This is a genomic window from Rhodoferax sp., assembly GCF_039922535.1.
In the GTDB taxonomy this organism is placed as follows: domain Bacteria; phylum Pseudomonadota; class Gammaproteobacteria; order Burkholderiales; family Burkholderiaceae_C; genus Rhodoferax_B.
Genome location: NZ_JBDTEM010000460.1, coordinates 1 through 4200 on the forward strand (window position 1 = coordinate 1; position 4200 = coordinate 4200).

The 4200-nt window shown below is 57.7% G+C and carries 2 protein-coding genes; one reads left to right on the forward strand and one right to left on the reverse strand.

Going from position 1 to position 4200, the window contains the following annotated elements; genetic code table 11:
- Positions 1 to 99: 99 nt before the first annotated feature.
- A complete protein-coding gene (locus ABI213_RS21865; protein WP_348008628.1) occupies positions 100 to 903 on the reverse strand; it encodes a hypothetical protein in 804 nt (267 codons plus the stop codon).
- A gap of 548 nt (positions 904 to 1451) precedes the next feature.
- Here ABI213_RS21865 and ABI213_RS21870 point away from each other — a divergent pair.
- A partial coding sequence (locus ABI213_RS21870; RefSeq protein WP_348028644.1) for a PAS domain S-box protein occupies positions 1452 to 4200 on the forward strand: 2749 nt, incomplete at its 3' end.

The following is a 4200-nucleotide window of genomic DNA, read 5'->3' on the forward strand; positions in this document are numbered from 1 at the left end:
CCCGCGCCGCCGCCGCCAGCGCGTGCATCCAGCGGCTTTGACGATATGGACGACGACATCCCGTTCTAAATCAGAAAACGGGCTTTTTTAACTGTAAGACTAGCCCGGGCTCAGCGCATACGACATAGACGATGCAGTGTTGTCCCAGCCAAACTGTTTCAGATCCGGAAATGACTGGCGTTCGGGCACCCAGAGCTGGGCTCCACCGAAGTTGATGTGTTGGTGCAATACCGCAAACGAGGTACGCGGCCGCAGATAGGCCCGCACTACACACAGGTTGGACACGGATGAAACCCGGTCGTTGATGTTGGTCCACCACCATAAAGTGGGGTACACCTGCAGAAAATTGGGGATGGTGCCATCGCCATTTTCGTAACCCGTTGTGCCTGCGCTGAAGCTCCACTGCGCGCCACCGAACTGGGCGTTTTCAAAAAGAAGGACCGCACCGATCAGCGCTTGTCCGATCTGCTGAGACGATGAGCCCGTCCCGAGGGAAATGCCACGCGCGGCCACGTCTTTTGCCGCAGCCGGGGTTTTTGAGTTCTTTGGGCGGTCGGCAACAGCCTTCGCGGCCTTCGTGGCATCTGTGAATATCTGCAGGCTGTCGCCGTCGTAAGCCCGTTCGTCCAGCAGGTAGTAAAGGGGTTTGCCATCGAAGTCTTTCACCGACTCTGGTGCCGCACGCTTGCCGTTGAGCAGGACCGGCATGGACGGAATTTTGTGGATGCATAACGGCTTCTCGGCAGGGACGGCCGCGGACGAAAACTGCGGGGGTTGGCTATGGGTGCTGCCGAACTGGGCTCCCGCTAGAAAGGCCGCTCCGATCTTCGCCAACTCATTTTGTTGATGGGAGTCGAAGGGAAGGGGCATTCCTGTATTGCTTGCCGGAATTTCAGTTTGCATGTGAACCTCTCAAATGTGGAAGCATGAACATGGCCCCAAACTTCTTGTTCCAATCGTGCCGAACGGGTTTGGTGCTTCCATCGCCTGCAGCGCCTCGCACTGTGTGTCGGGCGACGGTATCCCGCTTAAATTCTAGAAGCCGTGTTCCGCACCCGCATCCCCAATAAGGATGAAACAAAATGCTATTTAATATGTAGCTGCTTGCGCTGTATCTGCCTGTGGTGCAGGCCGAAAGAACGCTTTGGTTGGTTGTTCGATTGGCCGGGCTCTCTGAATATGCCGTTACTTCGCCTTGCCTTATTTGGGCTCTGTTTTCGGCCTGGTGTGTCATCGTCTGTCCATTCGGAAGTGACGGTAGGCTTGCAGCGATGTCGATCTTGCAATAGGTTCAAAATTGAATGCAAATGGAGGGTGTTGACGGCCTGTATTTAGCTCTGAAAATATGCGAATTTCAAAGTCCAACCGGTAAATTGGGCTAGCATGGATCGATGCTTACAAATATTAGGCGCTTGGTTCCGCGACGTAGACTGCTTGAATGGCTGTTGCTGGTGGCGGTACTTGCCCTGGTAGGTGGCTTCATCGCCTACGTGTACTCCGTTGAGGTGGGCCGCACCCTGGCTACCGAGCAAGACCGTTTGCAGGTGCAGTCGAATGTGATTGCCAACGACATCCGGGGCAATCTGGCGGTGATCAGCTTGGCAATGGAAGAGGTCATCAAGGACTACTTGGTGGTTCCAGGTGCCAAAAATCCCCAAGATGTGTCTCGGCGTCTACGCGCGCTGGCCAATGCCATGCCGGGTATTCGGGCCATGGTGCTGATCGATGCGCGGGGCGTGGCGATTGCCGCGAACAGCCCCGATTTGGTAGGTGTCAATTTCAGCCAACGCGACTATTTCAAAAGTGTTCAGTCGCACCCGAGCCTAGCCACTTTGTATGTCTCGGCGCCTTACAAGTCTTTGCGTAACGATTTGGTCGTCAATACCGCCCGGATGGTGCCTGGGCCTGCAGGGGAGTTTGCGGGGATGGTGATCGCCGCGCTCGACCCAGAATATTTCACCAGCATTTTCCGACCGGTGATGTATGCCCCGGACATGTGGGGTTTTCTGGTCCATAGCGATGGCCTGCAGTTTTTGAATTTCCCGCTTAGGACCAATATTGACGGCACCAACTACAACAAACCTGGGACTTTTTTCAGTCGGCACGTGTTGAGCGGCAAGACCAGTAACGTTTTGATGGGCACGATACCCAGAACCGGCGAGCAGCGTCTGATGGCCATGCGTACCGTCCATCCCGTCGAGTTGCACGTGGACAAAGGGCTGGTGATTGGTATCAGCCGTGATTTGAGCGCCATTCTGCAGCCGTTACAACACCAGGCCATCACCAACGGTGCCCTTTATCTGGCCTTGGTCCTGCTCTGCTGCGGCGGTCTGTGGTGGGGACAGGTTCGGCGACTTCGCATCGAGGACTTGGCGTTTGAGCGGGATCGTGAGCGTCTTGACGCTGCCGACCGGCTAAAGCTGGCGTTGCGTGGCGGTAATTTGGGGTTGTGGAGCTTCCATGTGCCTACGCAGAAGCGCACGTTCGATGACATTTCGCTGGGCATGATTGGCCACACACAGCAGGAATTCCAGAGCGAACCTGAGTTTTGGCGCAGCCGCGTCCACCCCGAGGACCTGCCTGCGTATGCCCTTGCCCGTGAATCCTGTGTGGATGGCAGCGTGCCTTTGTACGAAGTGAGCTACCGCATCCTGCACCGGTTGGGCCATTGGGTGTGGGTTCTGGGGCGGGCCCAGGCGATAGAGCGTGACGCACAGGGCCGAGGCACTACCCTGATGGGTACCCACATGGATATCACTGCGGCCAAACTGGCCGAGCAAGAAGTCGTACGTACGCGCAATGGCCTGCAAGCTGTTTTTGACAACATGACCGAAGGTGTTTTTGTTTTTGACAGCCACCAGAATATCGTGCGTGCCAACCAGGCCGCGCGCAGCCTCCATGGTCTCTTTGACGCCGCAACGCCGATGCAAGAGCTGCACGCTAACATGGAAGTCACACTGCCTACGGGCGAGGCACTGTCTCCTGGGCGGTGGTTGAGCTGGGGTGGGGAAGGCGGTGATTTTGTCCGCGACTTTGAAGTCACGGTGCGTCGCAAGGATACCGGCCAGTCGGTGGTTCTGGAATACAGCACAGCGCCCATTCTGGATGCCATGGGGCAGGTGGACCAGGTCATCCTCACCTTCCGGGATGTCACCGAACGCCGAATGGCCCACACCCTGCGCCAAAGTGAGACCCGGTTTCGTACGCTGATCGAAGACGCGCCGGTGCCGATTGCCATATTGCGGGCCGGGCATTTTGTCTATTCCAACCCCCGTTACCGCGCACTGCACGCCTATTCGGCCGCCGATGACCTGGTCGGTCTGCCCTGGAGTGCCATGTTGTCGGAGGAGTCCCGTACGCTCCTACACCGCCAAGAGGCGCTGATCCTGGGCGACTCCCCGTTGGAGCAGATGTTCGAAGCGGTCGGCTTGGGCAAGGACGGTCGCCTGGTACCGGTGTTCAAAACCACGGCCCGTGTGGTGTTGGCCGATGGGCCTGCCACCCTGGTGTTTGCGCAGGATATTTCGGCCCAGAAACAAGCCGAAGCTGCCACGCTGAAGGCCCGCGACGTGGCCGAGGCTGCCAACCGCAGCAAGGCCGAGTTTTTGGCCAATATGAGCCACGAAATACGCTCACCCCTGAATGCCATTCTGGGTCTAGCCTATTTGCTGGAGCAGGCACGGCTGGACACAGATGCCCACGACATGGTGCGCAAGATACGGGCCTCGGGCCGCTCATTGCTGGGCATCATCAACGACATCCTGGATGTTTCCAAAATCGAAGCTGGCCATATGGCGATAGAGTGCACGCCTTTTCGTATGGGTGACGTGATGGACAACCTGGCCGGCACCATGGGCATCGCTGCAGGCAACAAGAATATCGAGCTCATCATCCAGCCCTTGCCCGCAGGTATCAGCATGGTAAAAGGCGATGCATTGCGCCTGGAGCAAGTGCTCACCAACCTGACCAGCAACGCCATCAAATTCACCCACGCGGGCCGGGTGGAGCTGCGCACCGAGCTGCTCACCGCGCACGAAGACACCATCATCTTGCGGTTCAGCGTGGTGGACACCGGCATTGGGATTGCCCCGGCGCTGCAAAAGGATGTGTTCTCGGCCTTTACCCAGGCGGATGGTTCTACCACCCGCCGCTTTGGTGGTACCGGGCTGGGCCTGACCATCAGCCGCCAACTGGTGGGCT

Excerpts from the sequence above, each read along its gene's own strand:
- ABI213_RS21865 (WP_348008628.1), bottom strand. The coding sequence starts at position 903 with ATGCAAACTGAAATTCCGGCAAGCAATACAGGAATGCCCCTTCCCTTC.